Here is a 21889-nt window from a genome sequence, read left to right as displayed (position 1 = left end):
GCCGTCGCGCTACCTCGCCTTAGCTCGCCGTTCGTAAGCTCGTCCATGCCGCTGGGTTCCGCTACCATGTCGATTTCCGTCTCGTGCCAGATTTGCGCGTGCGAGCCGACATGGTATTCACCCGCGCACGCATCGCAGTATTCATTGATGGATGTTTCTGGCATTCATGTCCCGAACATGGAACACGACCGAAGAGCAATGCGGACTACTGGTTACCTAAGCTGGCGCGGAACGTCGAGAGGGATAAGACGACAAGTACCGCGCTCGAGTCGCTAGGGTGGCAGGTCCTGCGGTACTGGGAGCATGAGGATCCGGGTGTGGCCGCGGCGCAGATCACCGCCGAGGTCCTTCGGGCGCTCGAGTACTGAGAGAATCAGCTGCAAAGGACGCTCGTTCGACCGGGTCTGCTCGCCCATGCACCGCGTTCCTGCCGTGCGAAGCGACTAGCGCGAACCATCAAGAGCGGCTGCTTCACTAATCGAAGAGAGCCCCTCTGTAGCCTTCGATAGATTTTCGTCCGCCTCGATCCGTGTCGGCCAGGCGGGCGCAACCAGTAAGTACAGCACGGCGAGCCGAAGTACGCCCACCGCCAACGGCGTACGCACCTTGCGTACTCCGGGCATGAACGTAGCAAAGAAACTCACGCTCCGATCATTCCGTTCGAGCATCAGATTGTCGAGTGCTGGGACACCGCGCGGCTCGGAGCTGGCTCATGATTGCGGTCGATGACGCATCTGCTCTACTCGAATCCACGTGTCAACCGCCCACGCATCCGCTGGCTGTTCTCATTCATCCCGACGATCTCCACCGTTTTCCCCAGGCTCGCGTATTTCGTCTCGATCGCATCCAATGCCGCAACGGTCGACGCATCCCACACATGCGACCCCGATAGGTCAACGACAACGCGATCGGGATCCTCCGTATACGAGAACAAAGTCGTCAGGTCATTGCTCGACGCAAAGAACAGCTCCCCCTCCACGACGTACGTCACCACATCGCCCGCCGGCCCCGGAACCCGACGGACTGAAACGAAGTGCGCCACCCGCCGCACGAACAGCACCGACGCGACCAGCACCCCGCCGACAACCCCGACAGCCAGGTTGTGCGTCACCAAGACCAACGAAACGGTCGCAACCATCACGAACGTCTCACTCTTCGGCATCCGCTTCAGCGTCGACGGCCGCACACTGTGCCAGTCGAACGCCCCGATCGCGACCATGATCATCACGGCCACGAGCGCCGCCATCGGGATCGTCCCGACGAAGTCACCGAACACCACGACCAACAAGAACAAAAAGATCCCGGCGCAGAACGTCGAGATGCGGGTTCGCGCGCCCGAGGCCTTCACGTTGATCATCGTCTGACCGATCACGGCGCACCCGCCCATGCCGCCGAACATCCCTGAGAGTACGTTCGCGACGCCCTGCCCCCACGACTCGCGCGTCTTGTTCGAGTGGGTGTCGGTGATCTCGTCGACGAGCTTCGCGGTCAGCAGCGACTCCATGAGCCCGACGAGCGCGACGCCGAGCGCGAACGGCGCGATGATCGTGAACGTCTCCCACGTCAGCGGAACGTTCGGGATGAACAGCGACGGCAGGCTCCGCGGCAGCTCACCCTGATCGCCGACCGTCGGCACCGTGATCCCGAAGGCGAGCACGACCCCGGTCACGATGACCACCGACACGAGCGGCGCCGGCACGACCTTGGTGATCTTCGGCATCACGAGCATCACGACGATGCCCAGCGCCACCAGCGGATACACCAGCCACGGCACGTCGATGAGCTGCGGGAACTGCGAGCTGAACACGAAGATCGCGAGCGCGTTCACGAAGCCGACCATGACGCTGCGGGGGATGAAGCGCATGAGCTTCGCGACGCCGAGTACTCCGAGCACCACCTGGAAGATGCCGGCGAGGATGACGGTCGCGATGAAGTAGTCCAGCCCGTACATCGGCGCGACGGGCGCGATCACGAGCGCCACGGCTCCAGTGGCCGCGGTCACCATCGCCGGCCGCCCGCCGAGGAACGCGATCGACACCGCCATGATGAACGACGAGAACAGCCCCACCTTCGGGTCCACCCCCGCGATCACCGAGAACGCGATCGCTTCCGGGATGAGCGCGAGTCCGACGACGAGCCCGGCCAGCACCTCGCGGGTCAGCAGTCGCGGGTTCTTCAGCGCATCGAGCACCGAGGGGTGGGCGCGATGGCGGGCGCGGTCGTCGACCGTCATTGCAGACATGGAGCTCCAGGGGAAGGCGCCTCAGAGAGGAGGCAGACGTTCCAGCCTAAGACTGATGCGCGAGTCGCCCACCCCGCGCCCCTTCCACCCGCCTCTCACATCCGCCAGGATGAACACGACCGCCCCCGAAGGAGCCCCGCATGTCGTCGCTCGCCCCCTCCACCGCCCCGGACACGGCACCCGCCGCGCTGCCCGGGGCCGTGGTCATCGCCGCGATCCGCCGCGTCCTCCTCTGGTCGCTGATCGCCGCGTTCCTCTACCCCGTGTTCATGACCGCCAGCAAGGGCATCTGCCCCGGCGGCGTCGACGCGAACGGGGGGTTCATCGACTCCGCGGGTCGGCCGGTGGACGAGGCTCCGCAGTGCATCCAGCTGACGCTCGCGCCGAGCCCGCTCGTCTACGTCGCCATTGCCGTCATCGTGCTGCTCGCGCTCGGTCGGGTGATGAAGGCGACCGACGAGCGCGCGGCGCTGCGGACGCTGGAGTGGACCCTGCGAGGAGTCGGTCTGCTCGTCGTGGTCGCGATCGTCGTCTCGCACGTGTGGTTCGCGCTGATCCCGATCGAGCAGTTCACCGACGACTCCTGGACCGTGTTCAGCCCGTTCCCGTTCGGCTCCATCGACGTCGAGGTGACGCCGATGACGACCTCGTGACGGTTTAGTCGCGCCAGTCGATCCCGACGCCGGTGATCCGTCGCCCGGCCTCGTCGGCGGCGACCGGCTCTCCGACGTCCGCCCCGCGCTCGAGCGAGACGGCGGAGTGCACGATGGTGTCGGCGTACACGTGCACGAGGTTGTAGCCCTGCGCGGCGTCCTGTCCGCGGGTGGCACCCACGGGCTGCGCGAGGTCCTGACCGTACGCGCTCGACGAGGCGACGGCCACGGGGATCCCGGCGAAGGTGCCGAACGACGGGTGGTGCACGTGCCCGGACAGGATGCCTCGCACGTCCGACCCCCGGAGCACCGCGGCCAGCGCGTCCTGATCCCGCAGCTCGACCGTCACGGCGAGGTCGAGCACCGTCGGCAGGGGCGGATGGTGGATGAGCAGCAGCGTGCCCTGCGGTGCCGCCGTCGACAGCTCTCCCTCCAGCCGATCCAGCTGCGACGACGGCACCTCCCCCCAATGCGCGCCGGGCACCGTCGAATCGACGACGATGACGCGCATCCCCCCGAACCACCGCACCTCGACGATCGGCTCGTCACCCGCCCCCGCGAGCCCGAGCTCCGATCGCATGGCACGACGGTCGTCATGGTTGCCGGCCGCCCACACGACCTCGCAGCCGAGCGCAGCGGCGGCGGGCGTCACGAGCTCGCGCAGTCGCTTATAGGCAGCGGCATCGCCCCGGTCCGTCAGGTCTCCCGTGAACAGCAGCGCGTCGGGACGGAGCCCCGAGGAGACGAGCCGGTCGAGCATCTCCGCCAGGTTCGCATCGGCGTCGGCCCCGCTGCCGTATAGCGGCGACCGCTCACCGGGCAGGTGCGTGTCGGAGATGTGCACGAAGGTGTGCGACGGGCGAGGGTGTTCGGTGAGGATCATGTCTCTTCCTGGTCGGCGGACGAAGGCAGGTCGGGGCAGATGTCAGACGGCGGCGGCCGTGGAGCCGGGGACGAGCGTTCCCGTGAACGAGCGGCGTACGAGCGTCTCCGGCTCGTCGGCGGTGAGCAGCTGCTGCATGGTCTCGACGGCGGCCGCGGCCACTGCCTCTACGGGGATCCGAAGGGTGGTGATCCCGAGCAGATCGGCGCCGGGCAGGATGCCGTCGCACCCGGTCACGCTCACGTCCTCCGGCACGCGGAGGCCTGCCGCGCGGGCGGCGCGCATGACGGCGAGCTGCCGGTAGTCCGAGGCGCACATCACCGCGGTCGCCCCGGCGCGCACGGCGGCGAGGGCTTCGTCGACGCCGTCCTCGGGACGCGCGCCGGCCGAGATCATCGTCACGGCGACCCCAGCCGCGGTCAGCACTTCCTGCATCGCGAGCGCGCGGAGGTGCTCGGGGTACGAGGCCTCGGGACTTCCGGCGAGCACGACGACGGTCCGGTGCCCGAGCGCGACGACGTGCTCCGCGAGAAGACGTCCGTGGCCCTCGTCGTCGTAGTGGGCGGTGTGGATGCGGCCCGCCGACTCCACGCGCCCGGCGCGCAGGATCGGCACCTGGTCGGCGAAGGGCTCGAGCTGCGCCGCGGAGATGCCGCCGGTGGCGACGATGAGTCCCGCGACGCGCATGCCGAGCAGCCGGTGCAGCGCATTCACCTGCTTGGCGCCCTGTTCGTCGGCGCCGATCGTGACGGTCACGAGGTCGAGTCCGCGCTGATGCGCCTCCTCCTGCAACCGTGAGAAGAGGAGACCGTACGCGGGGTTGCTCGCGTCGCGCAGCATGAGGCCGACGGTGCCGGTGCGTCCGGCGGCGAGCTCGGCGGCCATCGTGTTGCGCACGTACCCGAGTCGCTCGGCCGCTTCCAGGATGCGCTCCTGCGTCTCCGGCGCGAACCGCCCCTCGCCCTTCAGTGCCCTGGTCGCCGTCGCGCGGGACACCCCTGCCGCCGCGGCGACGTCGCTGATCGTGACCCGCAGGGCGGGCGTCCCGGCCTCCGCCCCGCTCATGCGCGCTGCTTCCGTCGGCGGGGCGCTCCGGCGCGCGAACCTCGTCCATACACGAGATACATGGTGACACCCATGATGATCATGAGCAGCACGGTGTAGACGAACGTGATGGGCATCGCGTCGAGGTTGTTCTCCCCGCGCGTGCTCTCCTGGATCGCGACGCCGAGCGGCTTGTACAGCGGGTGGTAGAGGAAGATCGCGGCGTCGTAGTCGTCGAGCAGGCTGTTGAAGTTCAGCGCGGTGATCGCGGCCGCGGTCGGCAGCACGAGGGGGATGAGCACGCGCCGGAACGTGGTCAGCGAGCGCGCTCCGAGGATGCGCGAGGCGTCTTCCAGGGAGTCCGGCACGGACGCGAACCCGGCCTTGAGCAGCCGCAGCGTGAAGGGGATCTTCACGCAGATGTACGCGACGAGCAGCAGGACCGGCGTCCCGGTGAGCACGATGTTGCCCACGAGGGGCTGCGGCGCGTCGAACGCCATCACGAAGGCCAGCGCGATCAGCACGATCGGCAGGATCCACGGGATGTGCAGCACGTACTCGATGGCCGTGGTCAGCAGGTTGCGGTGCTTCTGCATCATCCGCGCCACGAACAGCAGGCCGCCCACCACGATGACCGCGGCGAGGGCGCTGTAGACGACACTCACGACGAACGGCCGGAGGGCCGCCGCGCTGGAGAACACGGTGATGTAGTTGTCGAGCGTGAAGCTGTCGAGTGTGATGGATCCGGCGAGGATGCTCCGCGCGTCCACGAACGAGAAGATCACGATGAGCACGACCGGGATGAGGTAGATCACCCAGAGCAGGTAGGCGACCACGTGCACGACGGCGTTCGCGAACGGGTTGCGGATCCGCTGCTTCTGGATCGGCGTCGCCACCTTCGCCACCGAGAAGTACACCCCCGACTTCTCGGCGCGGTTCATGATCGCGAGCAGGATGATCGTCGCGACACCGAGGACGATCGCCAGCAGCGCCGCGATGTCGCGCGTGATCGGGCTGCGCGACAGGTCGATGATGAGGGGTGCGACGGTCTGGAAGTCCGGGCCGCCCAGCACGAGCGGCGCGGTCAGGGCCCCGAGACCGATGAGGAACGTCAGCACCGTGACCGCGAAGAGCATCGGTTTCATGACCGGCAGCACGATGCGGCGCAGGATCGTCCAGGTCGAGGCGCCCATGAGCTTCGCCGCCTCGATCGACGCGTAGTCCACCTTGCCGAGCGACGAGGACAGGAACAGCATGTGGTTCGTCGTCGTCGCGAACGTCATCACGAACACGACCGCGAAGTAGCCGGAGAACCAGTCCCGGTTCATGTCCGGCCAGATGTTCACCATCAGGTTCGTGATGAAGCCGAATTTCCCGTAGATGAAGTTGTAGCCGGCGGCGAGCACGATGCCGCCGTAGATCAGGGTCGTGGCGTAGCCGAGCCAGAGGAGTTTCGCGCCGCGCACCTGGAAGTACTGCGTCACCAGCACGATGAACACCCCGACGACGTTGACCGTGACGGACAGCGTGATCGCGAGGAGGAAGCTGTTGCCGAGCGTCTTCAGCGCGCGCTCGCTGCCGAGCAGCTTCTCGACGGCGCGGATGCTGAACTGGCCGTCCGGGAAGAAGGTCGCGGCGAGCAGCTCGGCGTTCGGCAGCACGAGGAAGGCGGCGGCGAACCAGATCACGACGATGCCGGTCACCCAGGCCAGCGGCGAGCGGAGCATCGCGCGCACGCTGCCGGGCCGTCCACGGCGGAGACGGGGCTTCGTCGCGGTGCCCGCCTCGGCGGCCTCGGTCGTCAGGGCGCCGGGCGCGTCGGTCATGGCCGCGGACGGCGGCGGCACCGGGCGGGAGTCGTTCTGCGGAGCGCTCATGTCACGCCGCCGGGTACTGCAGGATCCACCGCGGGTCGACGTCGATGCGCACGGCGTCGCCGACGTCCCAACGGTGCGCGCTCGCCGCGGCCGGCACGCTCACCCGGAGCGTCCCGTCGGCCGCCGACACCGTGTAGACGCTATGGCTGCCGTGATACGTGCGCTCCGCGACGGTACCGTCGAGCGACGCCGTGCCGCCGGCGGCCGCGGACGGCGACGCCAGGTGCAGCTTCTCCGGCCGCACGTAGCTCTCGGCCGTGGCGTCGAGGCCGGCGCCGATCGCGACGAGCTGCGCGGGGCTGAGCCGGTTGTTCTCGCCGATGAACCGGCAGACGAAGGGCGTCGCGCTGCGGTCGTAGATCTCCTCCGGGGTGCCCACCTGCTGCAGCGTCCCGGCGTCGAGCACGGCGATGCGGTCGCTGAGGGTGAGCGCCTCCTCCTGGTCGTGGGTGACGTACACGGTGGTCACGCCGACCTCGTGCTGCAGCTCCTTGAGCTGTTCGCGCAGCTGCACGCGGAGCTTGGCGTCGAGGTTCGACAACGGCTCGTCGAGCAGCAGGATGCTGGGGGTGAGCGCGAGCGCCCGGGCGATGGCGACGCGCTGCTGCTGGCCGCCGGACAGCTCCGCCACGTTCTTGTCGAGCTGCGATGCGGCGAGTCCGGTGCGATCGGCGACCTCGTCCACGCGTCGCCGCTGCTCGGCCTTCGACACCTTCTGCACCGAGAGACCGAACGCGATGTTCTCCCGCACGTTCATGCTCGGGAACAGCGCGTAGTTCTGGAACACCATGCCTACGCCGCGCTTCTCGCTGGGTACGCGGGTCACGTCGCGACCGGCGATGTGGATGCGCCCGCCGGTCGGCTCGATGAACCCCGCGAGCGTGCGCAGGGCGGTGGTCTTGCCGCATCCGGACGGACCCAGGAGGGTGAAGAACTCACCCTCCTGGATCTCCAGATCGAGGTGCGAGACCGCACGGTGGTCGCCGAACACGACCTCGACGTCGTCGAAACGGATCATCGTCTTCTCTCTCTGCCGGTGCGGCGGGATGGCGCGGGTCAGCCGATGTACTCGAGCGTGACCTTCTCGACCCAGGCGCCGAGGTTCTCGCTCACGAAGCCGAAGTCGATGTCCTGGCGGTCGAGCGTGCCCATGAGCTCGACGACCTCGGGGTTGGCCTTCTCGACGGCGCCCTCGTTCACCGGCATGGCGTTGAACTCCGCGGCGAACTCGCCCTGCACCTCGGCGCTGCCGAACCAGTCGATGAACTCCTGTGCCTTGTCTTCGTTGTCCGTGCCGTTGATCTGCGCGATCTGCTCGGTCACGTAGGGGACGCCGTACTCGGGGACGATCATGCCCGTGCTGGTGCCGTACTCCTCGTCGCGGGCGGAGATGCCGCTCGACGGCAGCACGCCGTAGTCCACCTCGTCGCGGGTGATGCGGGCGTAGAGGTCGGTGCCCTCCACGGCGGGGGAGCCGTTGGCGTAGTACGACTTCACCAGGTCCCAGCCCTCGTCGCTCACGCCGAGGTCGCCGTCCTCGTCGAGGTGACGGGTGAGCATGCTGGCGAGCACGAGCTGCGGGGTGGCCTGGCCGAGCGCAGGGTTGACCTCGTAGCGGCCGGCGAACTCCTCGTCGGTGTACAGGTCGTCGGGGTCGGCGGGCGCGTCGCTGATGCGGTTCTCGTCGTAGACCGTGACGATCGCCTGCTCCACGAGCGGCCAGAACGCGCCGTCCTTCGGGTCGCCGGCGTCTGCAGGGACCTCGCCGCTCCAGCTCGGCTCGTAGGCGGTGATGGCCTCTTCCGTCTTGAGCTGCTCGAAGAACATGTTGTTCAGGCCGAAGACCACGTCGCCGACGGGGTTGTTCTTCTCCGCGATGATGCGGTTCGTCAGGTCGGCGCCGCCGAGGCCCACGATCTCGATGTCGATGCCCGCGTCCGCCGCCTTCTCGGTGATCCACTCACCGCGGCCGTCGCTGTTCGAGTTCGTGTAGACGATGAGGGTGTCCCCGGAGCCGCTGTCGCTGCCGCCGCCGTCCGCGTCTCCGTCGCCGCCCGCCGTGCATCCGGTGAGCGCGATCGCCGCCGCGGCCGTCAATCCGATGAGCGCCCAGCGCCTCTGCTGCCTGTCGGCCATGTTCGTCCCTTTCTCGCCTTCGAGGTGTGTCGATGCGACACTACCGGTTCTTGTCGTGAAGGCACAAAGATTGTCTGCTTTCGTGAGCGCGGTCGCGCGTCCGCACTCAAGATAGGCGCGCGGCGTGAACGCGAGGATGCGATGAGGTGAACGGGTGGGGGCCTGCGTCGGATCGGGGACGAGGTGTCCTGTCGGCCCGGGCGGAATGCCGGCATCCGTTAGAACAAATCTTCGAAAGTCGGGCCACTCGGAGATAAAATGAAGCATGTCGAAAATGTCCGGGTTGCGCGAGGCGATGGATCGCCTCGACGAGGCATGGGGCGCCGCGGGCGATGCGCCGGAGCTCTCCCGCGCGCAGCTCGTCGACGTCGCCGACGCGATCGGATTTCTGCGGCGCCGACTCGATGCACTGCACGTCGACGTGGCGGCCGGCATCGCTCGGGAGTCGCGCGCGGAGCTCGGGGCCGACAGCCTGGCGAAGCAACGCGGGTACCGCACAGGGGCGAAGCTCATCGCCGCGGTGACGGGCATCTCGACGGGAGAGGCGCAGCGCCTGGTGAAGGTGGGAGAGGCGACGTCACCGCGGAGCGATCTGCTCGGCGCGCCGCTGCCCGCGCGGTACCCGCTCCTCCGGGAAGCGCTCGCGTCGGGTGCGCTTGGAGCGCCGGCGGCTGGGCTCATCGTCGCTCTGCTGGATCGCTGTCGCGTGGCTGCGGGGGTGGAGCGCATCGCCGAGGCGGAGCGCGTGCTGACCGGTGCAGCCGAAGGGCTCGAGCTCGATGCGGTGCGCAAGCTCGTCCTCCGCGCCGAAGCGTGGCTCGACCCCGACGGCGTGGCGCCGCGGGCGGAGGAGCAGCGTGCTCGGCGCGGACTGCGCCTCTTCGAGCGTGACGGCATGGTGCACCTGCACGCGCAGCTCGATGCCGAGAGCGCGGCGCCGGTCGTCACTGCGATCCGCGGGCACGTGTCCGCCGTGTTCGCCGCCCGCCTCGATGCGCCTGACGCCGGGTCGCCGGACGCCGACCGGCGCTCGGTCGCGATGATCCAGGCCGATGCGCTGGCCCTCTTCTGCGGGCATGTGCTCGGGTGCGAGGGCGATCGGGTGCCGCTCGCGGGGGCGACGGTGGTCGTGCGCGTGTCCCTCGACGATCTCCAGGCCGGCACCGGGTCGGCGACGATCGACGGGCTCGACCAGGTGATCGACATCGGTGCCGCGCGGCGGTTGGCTGCCGGTGGGGGGATCATCCCGTGTGTCCTCGGCGGGGCGAGCGAAGTGCTCGACTGGGGTCGCGAGAAGCGCCTCTTCACACGAGCCCAACGCCTGGCGCTCGCCGAACGGGACGGCGGGTGCGCGATGTGCGGGCTTCCCCCGGGGATGACGAAGGCTCACCACCTCCGCTGGTGGCAGCGCGATCGAGGTCCGACCGATCTCTCGAACGGGATCCTGCTCTGCGAGACCTGCCATCACCGCATCCACGACAACGGGTGGGAGATCGTCATCGAGGGTTCCGGTGTGGCCGGCCGAGCATGGTTCCTTCCGCCGCGGTGGGTCGACCCGCGGCGCACGCCGCGGCTGGGCGGACGGGCGCGCTTCGATGTCGCGGCCTGAGTGCAGTGCGCAGGCACGCGAGTTCGGGCGCGGGGCGGGATGGGGCTGTCAGCGGCGGAGGCGGGAGCGCACGCGTCGCGCGGTGCGTGCCAGGGCGTCGCGCCAGGCGCCTCCGGGCCATTCCCGGTGCAGGCGCAGGCTGCCGTCGTCGTTCCGCACGAGTTCGACCCGCCGGCCCGCGAGAAGGGGCGACCTGCCGAGGTGTGCGACCACGTCCGGGGCAGCCGTCAGCGGCGCGGTGAACACCCAGCCGGCCACGCGGACCGCGACCGACAGATCGGCGTCGCGCGCACCGTCCTCGCGGAACACCTTCATGGGGTCCACGGCGATGGGCACCGCGTCGAGGCGCTTGGGTCGGCGCCCGCCGACCTTGCGCTCCGAACCCGCGGTGGACTCCGCGGCCTGGCCCGGCTCCGGGGTGTCCTGGGCGACCACGTCGACCCGGTCGGCGCGGCGCTCCTTGCGGGCGTTCAGCAGGCCCGAAGGAAGATCCTCCGTCGTCGACAGCGGGAGGGACAGCAGATGATCCGCCGTGTCGACCGTCTCGAACACGAAGGCCTCTTCGCCGTTCCGACGCACGCGGACGCGCACGGTCAGCTGCAGCCCTCCCCGCGACCAGCGCGCCGAGGTCACGGCGGCGGTGCAGGTCGTCTCGGCCTCGAAGGCGGCGAGTGCGAGCAGGTCGTCGCGGCGATCGGCGCGCAGCAGAGCCGCGCGGATGCGCTGCGGGAACGACAGCCCCGCGTCCACGCCGGGCCCGAAGCGCCGCTGCGTGAGCGGTACGACCACGTCCAGCAGACGGTCGCGGTACTCCGCGGGGTACTTCACCATCCGGCGCCCGGCGATCCTGTTGAGGATCTTGCCGCGGAACCAGTGCCGCAGCAGCCGATCCCGCACCTTCCCCGGTTCGGTGTTCGCCTCGACCACGTCGAGCACGGTCTCCAGATGCGGGAAGTACGACTCCGGCTCGATGCGGGCCGAGCTCGCGCTCCCCGGCTCCTTCACCCACGCGTAGCAGGGCTCGCTCGCGAGGACCGAGATCGTGTCGGCGGCGAAGTACGCCTGCATCACGAAGAGATGGTCTTCGAGCCGCACCTTCCCGTCGGGGAAGCGGATGCCGTTCTCCCGCAGGAAGGCGGTCCGGAACATCTTGTGCGGCGTCAGCATCTCCAGGATCGGGTCCTCACCGAGCACCGCGTGCGGGATGTCGCGCTGGAAGATCTTCGCGGGCAGCTTCCGTCCGATGCCCACCTCCTTGCCGACAACGACATCGGATCCGTTCTCGTCCGCGTAGTCGCACAGCCGCTCCAGTGCCCGCGGGTAGAGCCGGTCGTCCTGATCGACGAACTGCACGTACGTCCCTCTGGCCTCCTCGACACCCCGGTTGCGCGGAGTGCCCGGCCACCCGGAATGCGGGAGCGACAGCACGCGCACGTGCGGGCGGTCCTTCGCGATGCTCTCGAGCCGCCCGGCGGTCTCCTCCCCGGAGCCGTCGTCGCAGAGCAGGACCTCGAAGGCCTGCGGATCCAGCGTCTGCGCGTCGAGGGAAGCGATGAGGTCGTCGAACGACGCCTTCGGCCGGAACACCGGCACCACCACGCTCACCCGCACGCGGCCTCCTGCCGTCTCCCCGGTCGCACTGCTCATGGACGCCGTCCCCCCTGTGGTCGTGACCGGCCCGAATCTCCCCCGCCGGAGATCCCAGCCAACCATCCCTTCCTGTGGAGTGCGGCAGGCTCGCGGCGGTCCCGGGTGTATGCCGACGCCGCGGAGGATCAGTGCAGGGTGAGACCGATCTCGAACGAGCGTCGCCAGGGGAGGGTCAGCTCCGCGATCCGCACGTCATCGGCGGGCAGCATCGACTCCAGGAGGGCCGTCAGCTCCGCACGGATGACGCGCTCGGCCGTCGCGACCTGCGCATCCTCGGTCATCGGGTAGATGTCGGGGAAGAGGGAGGGGCCCGCATCGGTGCGCACCACGGCCTGGTAGGCGAAATCGTCGAGAAGCCGCGTGAGCAGGGCGATCCGTGCGGCGCGCTCGTCGAAGGAGCCGGTGGCCCGGCCCACCACTGCGGCGGCGGCCACCGCGACGACACTGCCGAGCGTGTTCCCGGCGGTGTTCCACCCGCCGAAGGCCTCCAGGCGCCCGAGTAGTCCGGCCTCGGCCAGCGCGCGCACGAGCGCCTCGTCCGCGCCGTTCGGGTAGCGCACGTCGGCCAGGGCCACGAGCTCCCCGGCGTCCAGACGCTCCCGCACGAGCGCGACCGTCCCCGCGACGGCCTCGGCGTCGACGACCTCCGGCCGCCCGCGGAACATGTCGTGCCGGTCGGGGTCGGGGGCGTGCAGCACGAGGGTGACATCGCCTCCCGCGGCGACCTCCTCGGCGCCGGCCGCACGGATCTGCCGGCTCGCCGACGCCGCGAGCGACATGTTCTCGTAGGGCGGGATGCGCTCCATACCGGCGGCGTCCGCGCAGGCCACCGAGAACGAGGCGGTCACCCCGGCGTTCGCCGCGAGGGCCCGGGCGACGAGCGCGGCCCCGACCTCGTCGGCCCCCGGGTACATCAGCACGCGCCGGCCCGACGGCAGCATCCGCATCCAGTGCCGGAGCCAGACCTGCTCCGCGCTGCCCGCCGCGAACGGTGCGGTGTCGTCGGCGGTGATCGCCAGGAAGTCGAGGGTCTCGTCCTCCACGAGGCCGAGCGTGGAGAGGTTCACGATGTGGTTGCGCAGCCGCCGAGACGAGTAGTCGGAGACCACATCGGCCGGCACCGGGGTCAGTGCGTCGAGCGGCAGCACCTCGGTCTCGCCGAGCAGCCGGTGCGCGTCGCCGCCGAGCGCGTGGATCTCCTTGCCGTGCTCCGTCCAGTAGGTCGGCTCCTCGGCCGCGGAGTAGGAGTTGCTCGCCCGGGTCACGAGTGACACCGCCGAGATCGGCAGGTCGGGCCGCAGCCGCCGCACCTCGCGCAGCACGTCCAGGCGCGCCAGCACGTCGCGGGTGGTGTCGTGACTCGTGCGGCTCGCGATGAGGCCCCCGTAGAGCAGCATGTCCACCGACACCACCAGGTGCACCGTGGCCGGGTCCGCGGCACGCTCGCGCAGCCAGGCGCCCAGCCCGTCGGCATCGCCCGCGGTCCGGTAGGAGGGGAGGATCGCGGCGGGCGGGACGTCGAGGGTCACCCCCGCGACGGCCGCGACGTCTCCCGGGAGCTTCACGTTCACCGGGCGGTCGTCGAGGGGGAGCAGCGCGATGCGGGGGCGGAGGGTCGGGTCGGACACGAGGAGCCTTTCGTCGGTGAAGAGGGTCGCAGATCGGGGGTCAGGGGCGGGCGATGGAGACGAGGTACGAGTAGCGGTCGCCGCGGTACACCGACTCGGCGTACTCGATCGGGCGGCTGCGGGCGTCGTAGGTCGTGCGCTTCACGAGGAAGGCGGGGGAGAACGGCGGCGTCTGCAGCGCGGCCGCCTGCTCCTCGTCGAGGACGACCGCGTGGATCTCCTGGTCGGCGCGCACGGCGGTGATGCCGAAACGGGTGCGCAGGTCGTCGTAGAGCGAGTCGCCCTCGATGCCGTCCTCCAGGCCCGGCACGGCGTCGGCCGCGATCGAGCACACCTCCAGGCAGATCGGGATGTCGTCGGCGGTCCGCACCCGGCGGATCCGTACGACGGGCGACTGGGGGCTGAGGTTCAGGGCGTATCCGGCGGTCTGCCCGGCCGCCGCGGTGCCGACGTCGACGGAGAGGGAGCCGGGCCTCATGTTGCGGGCGAGCATGTCCTCCGAGAACGACGTCAACTCGAACGCCTTGCTGATCCGCGAGGCGCTCACGAACGTGCCCGCCCCCTGCAGCCGGTACACGAGGCCGTCCCGTTCGAGCTCGTCGAGGGCACGACGCACCGTCTGCCGGTTCACCTCGAGCGACTCCGCGAGCTCGCGCTCCGTCGGCAGCTTCTCGTGGGGTGCGAGCCCCTGGTCGATGACCTCCTCCAGATGCCGCCGCACGCGTTCGTGCTTCGTGACGCCCTCGATCGCCGCCATGGTCTCCCCCTCGTTTGGACTAACCCAATCTTGACGATCACCCGGGATTGTGTCAATGTCTCCTCTCAGCGGTTCTTAATTGGTCTATTCCAATCCTTTGCACGGTCAACGATGAGCGGAGAATCCCCATGCACGTGAAGCACAACATGCGCCGACGCGTCCTGGTCGCCGGGGCGGTGGGCACGGCGACGATCGTCGCCTTGAGCGGCTGCGCCGGCGGCGGCGGTGACGCGGACGGCCCCACCGAGATCACGTTCTCGTACCTGTGGGGAGGGGAGGAGGCGAAGGCGCTGGAGGCGATCATCGCCGACTTCAACGCCAGTCAGGACGACATCGTCGTCAAGGGCGTCTCCAGCCCCGACACCCAGAAGCAGCTCACGTCGATGTCGTCGTCGAACGGCTCCTTCGACATCTCCGACAACTTCGGCAACACCGTCGGCGCCTGGGCTTCGAAGGGCATCCTCGCACCGCTCGACGAGGCGATCGCCGCCGAGGACATCGATGTCGACGACTTCGTCCCCAGCGCCATGGAGCAGATGACCTACGACGGCAAGGTCTACTCGCTGCCGATCGCCATCCACAGCTTCCAGCTGCTCTACAACCCGCAGCTTCTGGAGGAGGCCGGGGTCACCCCGCCGACCACGATGGACGAGCTCGCCGCCGCCATCCCGAAGCTCACCAAGAAGGACGCGTCGGGCAAGATCACGCAGCTCGGACTCGGCTCGGCGAACGACAGCACCACCCTCACGACCCTCGGCTACGCGTTCGGCGGGAGCTGGGACGGCGAAGACGGCCCGACCCCCGCGGAAGACGGGAACATCGAGGCGCTGCAGTGGTATCAGGACAACGTGATCGAGCCGGTCGGTGCCGACGCCATGGCCACGTTCGTGTCCGGACAGGGCGAGTACCTCTCCGCGCAGGACCCGTTCTTCAGCGGCCAGGTCGCCATGATCATCGACGGCGAGTGGCGGTCGGCCAGCGCCGCCAAGATCGCCCCCGAGTTCGAGTGGGGCGTGACCGCGATCCCCGTCGCCTCGCCCGACCTGGAGAACAGCACGCAGGTCACCGCGAGCACCCTCTTCATCCCCGCGAACTCGAAGCACAAGGAGGAGGCGGCCACGTTCCTCGCCTACCTCGTGAGCGACGAGCCCATGGAGAAGTTCGCCGTCGCCCTCGGCAACCTCCCCGGCCGCTCCTCTCTCGCCGGCAGCGCCGCGTTCGACGAGCTGCAGGACTTCGGCGTCTGGGCGGAGGCCGCATCCTCCCCGAACGCGAAGTCCCTGGCGAGCCGTCCGTACAGCGCCGAGTACGCGGCCGACCTCGCGACCGCGTTCGACGAGGTCGTGCGACTGACCGCCACCCCGGAGGAGGCGATCGCGACCGTCGAGGAGCGCATGGCCTCCTACGCCTCGAAGTGAGCCGGTCCTCGTGACCACGGCAACAGCACCCCGGGTCCGGCAGGAGAACGCTCCTGCCGGACCCGGCGCTCCCGTCCGGCGGCGCCGCAGCCGCCGGACCACGCTGATCGGCCTGGCTTTCGCGTCGCCGTTCATCGTCGGCTTCCTGTTCCTGTTCGCCTATCCGATCGCGGCGTCGGCGTACTACAGCTTCACCGACTTCAACCTGTTCCAGGCGCCGGAGTGGGTGGGGCTGGACAACTACACCCAGATGTTCGCCGACGGGGTCTTCTGGAAGTCGCTCGCCAACACGGCCGTGCTCACCGTCTTCGGCGTGCCGCTCGCGATCGGCATCGCGCTCGCCGGCGCGCACCTGCTTAACACGCCCGTGCGGGGCCAGCCGCTCTACCGCGCGCTCGTGTATCTCCCGTCGATCGTGCCGGTCGTCGTCGGCGGTTACCTGTGGCGCTGGCTGCTGAACGCCCAGTACGGCTTCATCAACCACTTCCTGTCGTGGTTCGGCATCGAGGGGCCGGCCTGGCTGCAGCAGCCGGAGTGGACGAAGCCCGCCATCATCCTCATGTCGTTGTGGACCGTCGGCGGCACCATGATCATCTACCTCGCCGCCCTGCAGGAGGTGCCGAAGGAGCTGTACGAGGCGGCCGAGCTCGACGGCGCGGGGGCGTGGCGTCGCTTCACGAACGTCACCTGGCCCACGGTCTCCCCGGTCACCCTGTTCCAGGTGATCGTGAGCATCATCGGGTTCCTGCAGATCTTCACGCAGCCCTACATCCTGTCGCAGGAGCGCCTCAATCAGGCGGGCTCGGGGCCGGGGCAGTCGATGCTCTCCTACGCGATGTACCTGTACCAGAACGCGTTCGTGTTCCTGAAGATGGGCTACGCCTCCGCTATGGCGTGGACGCTGTTCATCATCACGCTCGCCGTGAGCCTCATCGTGCTCGCGACCTCGAGGAAGTGGGTCCACGATGGTGCACGCTGACATCTCCGCACCGGCGCGACGGCCCCGCCGCACCCGGCGCACGCTCCGCCGCGTCCGGCAGCAGATCGCGGTGACGCTGCTCGCGCTGCTGTTCCTGTTCCCGCTGCTGGTGATGCTGTCGACCGCGTTCAAGACGCCAGGCGACGTCTTCTCCTCCCCGCCCACCCTGCTGCCCGCCGAGTGGACGACGGCCAACTTCGCCGAGGCGTTCGCGCAGATCCCGGTGTGGCGCTACCTCGCCAACACGCTCTTCGTCTCGGGCATGAGCATCCTCGGCACGGTCATCTCCTGCCCCCTCGTCGCCTACGCGCTGGCGAAGGTGAAGTGGCGCGGCGCCCGACCGCTCCTGATCCTCGTGCTCGCCACGATGATGCTGCCGCCGCAGGTCACGCTGATCCCGCTGTTCCTCGTGTGGAACGGGCTGGAGGCGACGAACACCTACCTCCCGCTCATCGTCCCCGCGTTCCTGGGCACGCCGTTCTTCATCTTCATGATCCGGCAGTTCCTCCTCGCGGTGCCGGACGAGCTCATCGAGGCCGCCCGTCTGGACGGTGCCTCCGAGTTCCGCACCTACGCGACGATCGTGCTCCCGCTGGCGCGCCCGGCCATCGTGACCGCCGCGATCTTCCAGTTCGTCTGGGCGTGGACCGACTTCCTCAATCCCCTCATCTACCTCAACGACCAGTCGACGTACACGCTGTCGATCGGTCTGTACGCCTTCTTCGGGGAGAACGACGTGGCCTGGGGGCCCCTCATGGCTGCGTGCGTGATGTTCACCCTCCCGGCCGTGGCGATCTTCCTCCTCGGCCAGAAGTTCTTCATCGGCGGTGCCAGTGCAGGAGCCCTCAAGTGACCCATGAATCCCTCGCCCTCCTCCGCGGTCGGCTCGTCGCCTCGGTCCAGGCCTCCGCTGGTGCCCCCGCGAGAGACACCCACGTCATCGGCGCGCTCGCCGAGTCGGCGCTGCTCGGCGGCGCGAGCGGCCTGCGGCTCAACGGGCCGGAGGACATCCGTCGGGTGCGACCGGTGACCGATGCGCCGATCATCGGGCTCCACAAGGTCTGGAACGGCGTCCGCAACGTCATCACCCCGGAACGCGCGCTCGCCGCGGGGCTGGCGGAGGCCGGGGCCGACATCATCGCGGTGGACGCCACGACGGAGCAGCTCGGCACGGACTTCCGGCTCATCGGGGAGATCGCCGCGGCGACGGGGCGCCCGGTGATGGCCGACGTGTCGACGGTCGCAGAGGGCGAGCGCGCCTGGGCGGCGGGGGCGGCGGTCGTCGGCACGACCCTGTCCGGCTACACCCCGCACTCGCCGCGTCAGGACGACCCTGACCTCGACCTCGTGGCCGCGCTCGTCGCCGCGGGGATCCCGACCATCGCCGAGGGGCGCTACCAGACCCCTGCGCAGGTGCGCGCGGCCTTCGACGCCGGGGCCTTCGCGGTCGTCGTCGGCGGAGCGATCACCGATCCGATCGCCCTCACGCGGCGGTTCGTCGCAGCGACGCCGGCCGCCCGGGGGCGGGTGTGATCGTCGGGGTCGACATCGGCGGCACGAAGATCGCGGTCGCCGGGTTCCGTGCGGAGCCGGGCGGGGCGCGCCGTCGCGCCACCGCCGTGCACACCCTGCCGACGCCGGCCCGGGAGGGTGGCGAGGCCATCGTGCGGGCGGTCGTCGATGCGATCGATGTGATCCGCGGCGGGGAGCAGCTCGCGGCGGTCGGCGTGGGCACCGCGGGCGTGGTCGATCAGGACGGCGGCATCACCTCCGCGACCGATGCGATCAGCGGCTGGGCGGGCTTCCCGCTGCGTGCGGCGCTCGCCCGAGCCCTCGATGTCCCGGTGGTCGTCGTCAACGACGTGCACGCGGCGGCGGTCGCGGAGGCCACGGCGGGGGCGGGCCGGGGAGCGCGTGGTCTGCTGATGGTCACGGTCGGCACCGGCATCGGGGGAGCCGTCGTCCTCCCGGACGGTCTCCGCGCGGGCGTGACCGGCACGGCGGGATCGGTCGGGCACACCGAGCTCGCCCTCCCGCCAGGACTGGCCGGTCGTCGATGCGGCTGCGGAGGGGTCGGGCACGTCGAGGCCGTGGCCTCCGGTCCGGCGTTGGAGCAGACGTACCGCGAGCGCACCGGCACGGCGCGCACGCTGCGGGAGGTGGACGCGGCCGCTCGTGCCGGGGAGCCGGTCGCCGAAGAGGTGATCGCGGAGGGGGCGGCGTTCCTCGGTCGCGCGCTGGCCGGGGCGCAGGCGCTCCTGGACGTGGAGGTCGTCGCCGTCGGCGGCGGTGTGGCGGCCATCGGGGAGCGGTATCTCGCCGGGGTCGCCCGCGCCTACCGCGCGGCGGCGATGCCGGGCCCGTCGACGGCCCGGGTGCGATCCGCGGAGCTCGGGGTCGATGCGACCGTCACCGGGGCTGCGGTGCTGGCACCGGTCTGAGTCCGGATTCCCACCCCGCATTCAGCGTCAACGATATATCGTTGAGTATCGTTCACGACTGGGAGGTCATCATGAACAACGCATTCCCCTCCACCCCGTTCGGCGGCAGCGGCAACGGCAGCAACGGCGGCGACTTCGCCGGCGGCCTCGGCAACCTCTTCGGCGGCTCGCAGGGTCCGGCCGGAGCGCTGTTCGAGGCGATGGACCAGCTCCGCAAGTCGTTCGAGTCGCGTCCCTCCGGCGGGTCCCGCATGGCCCGCGGCGACGTGCGCGCCGCCGTCCTCTCGCTCCTCACCGAGCGACCGATGCACGGCTACCAGATCATCAACGAGATCGCCGAGCGCAGCGGCGGCACCTGGAAGCCGAGCGCCGGCTCCGTCTACCCGACGCTCCAGCTCCTCGCCGACGAGGGGCTGATCGAGGCCGAGGAGCAGAACGGCCGCAAGACCTACGCCCTCACCGAGGCGGGCCGGGCCGTCGCCGCGGAGAGCACCGAGACCCCGCCGTGGGTGCCGTCCTCCGACAAGGACCGCAGCCGCGACGCCCGGTACAGCGCTCTGCCCAAGGCCGGGGTCGACCTCGCCGCCGCGGCCGCGCAGGTCGGGCGCAGCGGCTCCCCGGAGCAGGTGCAGCAGGCGGTCGAGGTGCTCGACGAGGCCCGCCGTAGGCTGTACACGATCCTCGCCCAGGACTGACCGCGTCGTGCGGCGTCCGGTGCGGAACGGCGGAAGGATGACGCGATGACGGCAGCGGCGGCACAGGGTCCTCACCGAGCCCGGTACCGCCGCATCCTGTCGTTCGCGAGCCGTGAGTTCCTGAAGATCTGGTGGTTCGAGCTCGTCCTTCCGCGGTTCGGGCTGTCTTCGGTCGCGGAGCGCACGCGCGCCCGTCGCATGCAGCGGTTCGCGCGCCGATTCCACACGCTCGCGATCGAACTCGGCGGCCTCATGATCAAGGTCGGGCAGTTCATGTCCTCGCGCCTCGATGTGCTCCCGCCCGAGATCACGGCCGAGCTGGAGGGGCTGCAGGACGAGGTGCCCGCCGTGCCCACCCCGCAGATCCGGGCGCTCGCGGAGGCGGAGCTGGGCATGCCGCTCGAGCGTGTGTACACCTGGTTCGACGACACCCCCGTCGCGGCCGCGTCCCTCGGGCAGGTGCACCGTGCCCGCCTCTCGGCGCTCGACGCGGAGGACACCGGGCTCGACGAGGTCGTGGTCAAGGTGCAGCGCCCGGGCATCGACGAGATCGTCGCCGTCGACCTCGCCGCCCTCCGCCGGGTCGCGCGGTGGCTGACCCGGGTCCGGATCGTGGCCGACCGCGTGGACGCCCCCGCCCTCGTGGAGGAGTTCGCCGTCACGAGCCTCGAGGAGATCGACTACCTCCACGAGGCCCGCAGCGCCGAGCGGTTCCGCGAGAACTTCGCCGACGACCCGCGCGTCGCCGCCCCCGAGATCGTCTGGGAGCGCACGACCCGTCGGGTCCTCACGCTGTCCGACGTGACGGCGATCAAGATCAACGACACCGCGGCGCTCCGGGCGGCAGGCATCGACCCCTCCGCGGTCGCCGACGCCTTCGCCGAGGTCATGTTCGACCAGGTCTTCACGCACCGGTTCGTGCACGCCGACCCGCACCCCGGCAACATCTTCGTCACGCCCGTCCCTTCGACGGGCTCAGGGACCCAGGGGGGCTCAGGGACCCAAGGGGGCTCAGGGACCCAGGGGGGCTTCCGGCTGACGTTCATCGACTTCGGCATGATGGCCGAGGTCTCCGACAACCTCCGGCAGGGACTGCGGACCCTCCTCATCGCGGTGACAGCGCGGGACAGTCGCGGCCTCGTCCGCGCCGCCAAGGAGATCGGCGTGCTGCTCCCCACGGCCGACACGGGCGAGCTGGAGCGGGCGCTGACCGCCCTCTTCGCGCGCTTCGGCGGGATGGGGTTCGCGGAGCTGAGCCGGGTGGACCCGCGGGAGTTCACCGACTTCGCCGAGGAGTTCGGCGACATGGTGCGCCGGCTCCCGCTGCAGCTCCCCGAGGACATGCTGCTCCTCATCCGCGCCGTGTCGCTCACCTCCGGCATGTGCAGCGGCCTCGATCCGGCGTTCAACGTGTGGGACGCGGCCGAGCCGTATGCCGCGCGGCTGCTCCGCGACGAGTCCGGCACCCTCATGCAGGACATGGCGGAGCAGGCGATGGCGAACGCGGCCACGACCTGGCGGCTCCCGAAGCGCATCGACGACATCATCACCCGCGTCGACGACGGCAACGTCTCCTTCGACACCTCGCGTCTGGAGCGCCGCCTCGACCGGCTGGAGGGCATCGCGCGGCGGATCGCCTCCGGCGTGCTGTTCGCCGCGATGCTCATCGGCGGGGCGCTGCTCGTCGGTCCGCTCCCGCCGCTGGGCATCACCCTGCTGTGGGTGTCGGCGATCCCGCTCCTCGGCGCCCTCTTCCTGGGCCGCCGCCGCCCCCGCTGACCCGCCAGGCCCCGCCCAGACCCCGTCCCACCACCCCCGCCAGAGCAGGCGATCGCGCGGAATCAGGCGCTCCCGCGCGGGAGCGCCTGATCTGCCGC

Annotated in this window: 18 protein-coding genes and 1 pseudogene; 10 read left to right on the top strand and 9 right to left on the bottom strand. The window is 70.0% G+C overall.

Annotated features, from left to right (window positions below):
* Positions 1-38: 38 nt before the first annotated feature.
* Positions 39-368 (top strand): annotated as a pseudogene (locus tag ACIQID_RS09445) (very short patch repair endonuclease); the annotation flags it as partial.
* A gap of 371 nt (positions 369-739) precedes the next feature.
* Here the strand turns inward: ACIQID_RS09445 and ACIQID_RS09440 are convergent.
* Positions 740-2242, bottom strand: a complete 1503-nt coding sequence (locus ACIQID_RS09440; protein ID WP_400284176.1) for a SulP family inorganic anion transporter — start codon at positions 2240-2242, stop codon at positions 740-742.
* Positions 2243-2382: 140 nt separating this feature from the next.
* Between ACIQID_RS09440 and ACIQID_RS09435 the strand changes: the two genes are divergently transcribed.
* A complete protein-coding gene (locus ACIQID_RS09435) occupies positions 2383-2895 on the top strand; it encodes a hypothetical protein (protein ID WP_400284173.1) in 513 nt (170 codons plus the stop codon).
* Between the two features lie 4 nt (positions 2896-2899).
* Here the strand turns inward: ACIQID_RS09435 and ACIQID_RS09430 are convergent, their stop codons facing one another.
* Genes ACIQID_RS09430 through ACIQID_RS09410 form a run of 5 tightly spaced genes read right to left on the bottom strand, consistent with a single transcriptional unit; the run spans position 2900 to position 8835 of the window.
* A complete protein-coding gene (locus ACIQID_RS09430; RefSeq protein ID WP_400284170.1) occupies positions 2900-3778 on the bottom strand; it encodes a metallophosphoesterase in 879 nt (292 codons plus the stop codon).
* 42 nt (positions 3779-3820) lie between these two features.
* Positions 3821-4843: a LacI family DNA-binding transcriptional regulator gene (locus ACIQID_RS09425; RefSeq protein ID WP_400284167.1), complete on the bottom strand. Its 1023-nt coding sequence runs from the start codon at positions 4841-4843 to the stop codon at positions 3821-3823.
* The gene (locus ACIQID_RS09420) at positions 4840-6699 is read right to left on the bottom strand and encodes an ABC transporter permease (RefSeq protein WP_400284164.1); all 1860 of its coding nucleotides are present in this window, start codon (positions 6697-6699) and stop codon (positions 4840-4842) included. Before ACIQID_RS09420 ends, ACIQID_RS09425 begins: the two co-directional genes overlap by 4 nt.
* A gap of 1 nt (position 6700) precedes the next feature.
* Complete coding sequence (locus ACIQID_RS09415; RefSeq protein ID WP_400284161.1) at positions 6701-7717, bottom strand: ABC transporter ATP-binding protein; 1017 nt, start codon at positions 7715-7717, stop codon at positions 6701-6703.
* Between the two features lie 38 nt (positions 7718-7755).
* The gene (locus tag ACIQID_RS09410) at positions 7756-8835 is read right to left on the bottom strand and encodes an extracellular solute-binding protein (RefSeq protein WP_400284158.1); all 1080 of its coding nucleotides are present in this window, start codon (positions 8833-8835) and stop codon (positions 7756-7758) included.
* A 265-nt stretch (positions 8836-9100) separates the two neighbouring features.
* Here ACIQID_RS09410 and ACIQID_RS09405 point away from each other — a divergent pair, with 265 nt between their 5' ends.
* Positions 9101-10444, top strand: a complete 1344-nt coding sequence (locus tag ACIQID_RS09405) for a DUF222 domain-containing protein (RefSeq protein ID WP_400284155.1) — start codon at positions 9101-9103, stop codon at positions 10442-10444.
* A gap of 48 nt (positions 10445-10492) precedes the next feature.
* On the opposite strand, the gene ACIQID_RS09400 is transcribed toward ACIQID_RS09405, so the two are convergent.
* The 3 genes from ACIQID_RS09400 to ACIQID_RS09390 all read right to left on the bottom strand — a co-directional run bounded on the left by ACIQID_RS09400 (position 10493) and on the right by ACIQID_RS09390 (position 14479).
* Positions 10493-12091 carry a glycosyltransferase family 2 protein gene (locus ACIQID_RS09400; RefSeq protein ID WP_400284152.1) on the bottom strand — a complete coding sequence of 533 codons (1599 nt, stop codon included), beginning with the start codon at positions 12089-12091 and terminating at the stop codon, positions 10493-10495.
* Between the two features lie 128 nt (positions 12092-12219).
* Positions 12220-13722, bottom strand: coding sequence for a DUF4127 family protein (locus ACIQID_RS09395; RefSeq protein ID WP_400284149.1), 1503 nt, complete (start codon positions 13720-13722; stop codon positions 12220-12222).
* 40 nt (positions 13723-13762) lie between these two features.
* Complete coding sequence (locus tag ACIQID_RS09390) at positions 13763-14479, bottom strand: GntR family transcriptional regulator (RefSeq protein ID WP_071327886.1); 717 nt, start codon at positions 14477-14479, stop codon at positions 13763-13765.
* 128 nt (positions 14480-14607) lie between these two features.
* Here ACIQID_RS09390 and ACIQID_RS09385 point away from each other — a divergent pair, with 128 nt between their 5' ends.
* The 7 genes from ACIQID_RS09385 (at position 14608) to ACIQID_RS09355 (ending at position 21791) form a co-directional block, all read left to right on the top strand.
* Complete coding sequence (locus ACIQID_RS09385) at positions 14608-15897, top strand: ABC transporter substrate-binding protein (protein ID WP_400284146.1); 1290 nt, start codon at positions 14608-14610, stop codon at positions 15895-15897.
* Positions 15898-15907: 10 nt separating this feature from the next.
* Positions 15908-16876: a carbohydrate ABC transporter permease gene (locus ACIQID_RS09380; protein ID WP_083391638.1), complete on the top strand. Its 969-nt coding sequence runs from the start codon at positions 15908-15910 to the stop codon at positions 16874-16876.
* Complete coding sequence (locus ACIQID_RS09375; RefSeq protein WP_400284142.1) at positions 16863-17729, top strand: carbohydrate ABC transporter permease; 867 nt, start codon at positions 16863-16865, stop codon at positions 17727-17729. The genes ACIQID_RS09380 and ACIQID_RS09375 overlap by 14 nt, the downstream gene beginning before the upstream one ends.
* The gene (locus ACIQID_RS09370; RefSeq protein ID WP_400284139.1) at positions 17726-18409 is read left to right on the top strand and encodes an N-acetylmannosamine-6-phosphate 2-epimerase; all 684 of its coding nucleotides are present in this window, start codon (positions 17726-17728) and stop codon (positions 18407-18409) included. The genes ACIQID_RS09375 and ACIQID_RS09370 overlap by 4 nt, the downstream gene beginning before the upstream one ends.
* Positions 18406-19317: an ROK family protein gene (locus tag ACIQID_RS09365; protein ID WP_400284136.1), complete on the top strand. Its 912-nt coding sequence runs from the start codon at positions 18406-18408 to the stop codon at positions 19315-19317. The genes ACIQID_RS09370 and ACIQID_RS09365 overlap by 4 nt, the downstream gene beginning before the upstream one ends.
* Before the next feature lie 71 nt (positions 19318-19388).
* The gene (locus tag ACIQID_RS09360) at positions 19389-20012 is read left to right on the top strand and encodes a PadR family transcriptional regulator (protein WP_312674101.1); all 624 of its coding nucleotides are present in this window, start codon (positions 19389-19391) and stop codon (positions 20010-20012) included.
* A gap of 45 nt (positions 20013-20057) precedes the next feature.
* On the top strand, positions 20058-21791 hold the full coding sequence (locus tag ACIQID_RS09355) for an ABC1 kinase family protein (RefSeq protein WP_400284133.1): 1734 nt from the start codon (positions 20058-20060) through the stop codon (positions 21789-21791).
* Positions 21792-21889 lie beyond the last annotated feature (98 nt).

The organism is Microbacterium sp. NPDC091676 (assembly GCF_044756645.1).
Classification (GTDB): domain Bacteria; phylum Actinomycetota; class Actinomycetes; order Actinomycetales; family Microbacteriaceae; genus Microbacterium; species Microbacterium paraoxydans_D.
The sequence above is the reverse complement of the archived record's forward strand: the minus strand, read 5'-3'. Positions and strand labels throughout refer to the sequence as shown.